Origin of the sequence: Acinetobacter sp. YH12095, from assembly GCF_013419245.1 — a bacterium.
GTDB classification, from domain to species: Bacteria; Pseudomonadota; Gammaproteobacteria; order Pseudomonadales; family Moraxellaceae; genus Acinetobacter; species Acinetobacter towneri.
The window spans coordinates 1-1979 of the sequence record NZ_VPAL01000049.1 but is presented as its reverse complement, the minus strand read 5'-3'; the positions used below and the strand labels follow the sequence as shown (position 1 = coordinate 1979).

Here is a 1979-nt window from a genome sequence, read left to right as displayed (position 1 = left end):
TTTACTGTAGGTATTGAAGGTAATAATTGCAAAATAAGGCATCGAATTAGGCGCGGTTTTAGAAGGAGTTGTAATTTTTCAAAAAAGATTGAAAACCATTTTAAAGCTTTCGACTTAACCTTTTTTTTACATCAATAATGGCTTCATTTAATGTCAGCATACTTTTTGAAACACCACCGTTTTCCGTTGGTCATGATTGCCAATGCCGACTAAATTATCAGCTTTTAATTTCGTCATTCTAGCCACTGCAAAACTCATTGTATGCACCTCATTTCGGAGTTATCTTCCAAGTAAAGTATAACACACTATACTTTACATTCGTAAAGGTGTGCTCTCCGAGGGTCAAAGCAAGAACCTGGCTTGTGCCAGATTCCCAAAGTCAAAAGCAAAAAAATAACCGCTGCTGCCGTTTCTTTTTCCTAGTAACAGAAATGAGATTTTCACCTTTGCGCTTTTCCGCAACGGTTGCAAATTCATTCCCAAGATCAAGTAAAAAAACCATGGGCTTTGCCCAAACCCACGAGGGAAAAATTTCCCCTCGACCCCCTCCAAAAAACTCCCCCAACCCCCTCACTTTTTGAGGGGGCTCCCTCGCCGGTTGGCAGGACAAAACAAAGTTTTGTCAATGCCGAGAGGGTGGAAAATCAGTGGCTCGTATCAACTCCTTAAATTCCTTCCGCTTTGCTCCAGTCAGACATTTACCGTTGACACTTCCCGTTTATCTTTCCTTCTGGCCAAATAAAAAAAGAGTAGCCGTAGCCACTCTTAATTTTACTTATTCAACAATCGCGCCCGATTGCGGCATACTTAAAAATAATCTCAATATTTTTTTGATCTTCTATTCCTCGATTATTCCATATCCTTCTGGTGCAGGAATCCCATGTTCTGCAGAACGACTGACTGATTCCCACTCTTTCCATGTAGATATACGTTTTTCTGCATTTTCAACAGCTAAATCATAAACAAGGCTTCCTAGAATCAATCGGAGAGGCGGATTCTCACTATTAACCAGTTTCATTATAGCTTCGGCAGCCAACTTAGGGTCACTATCAACTGATTCGGTTGAGTTTTGTTGAGCCAACTTCTCACGTAATGAATCATACTCTTTGTTCTGTGTGGTAAAACTCATTTTTAAGTATAGATTCGTCCAATAGCCTCCGGGTTCAACGATAGATACCTTTACACCAAAATGTGCAGCTTCTTGTGCTAATGCCTCGCTAAATCCTTCTAAAGCAAATTTGCTAGCACTATAGATTCCCGACATTGGACCAGTAATCAGTCCACCAATACTAGATATCTGTATAATATGACCTGATCCTTGTGTCCGTAAGTACGGCATAGCTGCTTGACAAATCCAAATTGCACCATAGAAATTAGTCTCCATTTGACTTCTAACTTCATCTTCACTAAATTCTTCAATCATTCCCAATACCATATTTCCTGCATTGTTAATGACAATATCGATCCTTCCAAAATGTTTAATGGCAGTTTCCACTGTAGTAAAAACAGCACTTCTATCAGTAACATCAAGACTTAACGGAAGTAACATTCCTTCAAACTGGTATTTTAACTCATTAAGTTTTTCAATATTTCTAGCAACACCAACAACCTTATCTCCTGACTCTAGTACTTTTTTAGTGAACTCGTATCCTAGTCCACTGCTCGCTCCTGTAATAAACCATACTCGTGTATTTTCTACGTTACTAAATGTCATAAATAATTTCCTCCATTAATCATGTAATATTTAGGTAGCAATTACCCGATATAAAAAAGGGTGAGTACCAAATATTTTATCCAAAAAAGGCTCAGCAAAAAGGGAAAACAAAAAAACGCAAAACGTAATAGAAAAAGGGGTGGTGTTTCAAAAAGTATGCTGAAACAAAGCAGGTTGAATTTTGATAAAATAGAGAAATGCGAATAACTCTAGAAATCAAATGTCCAACCTGCCTCAGTGACAGTATAAAGAAAAATGGCATCAA

General features: G+C 38.2%; 1 protein-coding gene and 1 pseudogene. One reads left to right on the top strand and one right to left on the bottom strand.

The window, feature by feature from the left end; all coding sequences use genetic code 11:
• Nucleotides 1–151 (top strand): annotated as a pseudogene (locus FTU35_RS13265) (IS1 family transposase); the annotation flags it as partial.
• Nucleotides 152–838: 687 nt separating this feature from the next.
• On the opposite strand, the gene FTU35_RS13260 reads toward FTU35_RS13265, so the two are convergent.
• Nucleotides 839–1714 (bottom strand): SDR family oxidoreductase, encoded by an 876-nt coding sequence (locus tag FTU35_RS13260; RefSeq protein WP_012478242.1) that lies wholly within the window; start codon nt 1712–1714, stop codon nt 839–841.
• Between the last annotated feature and the right edge of the window lie 265 nt (nt 1715–1979).

Coding starts and splice junctions, on each gene's coding strand:
- FTU35_RS13260 (WP_012478242.1), bottom strand. CDS start 1,714: ATGACATTTAGTAACGTAGAAAATACACGAGTATGGTTTATTACAGGA.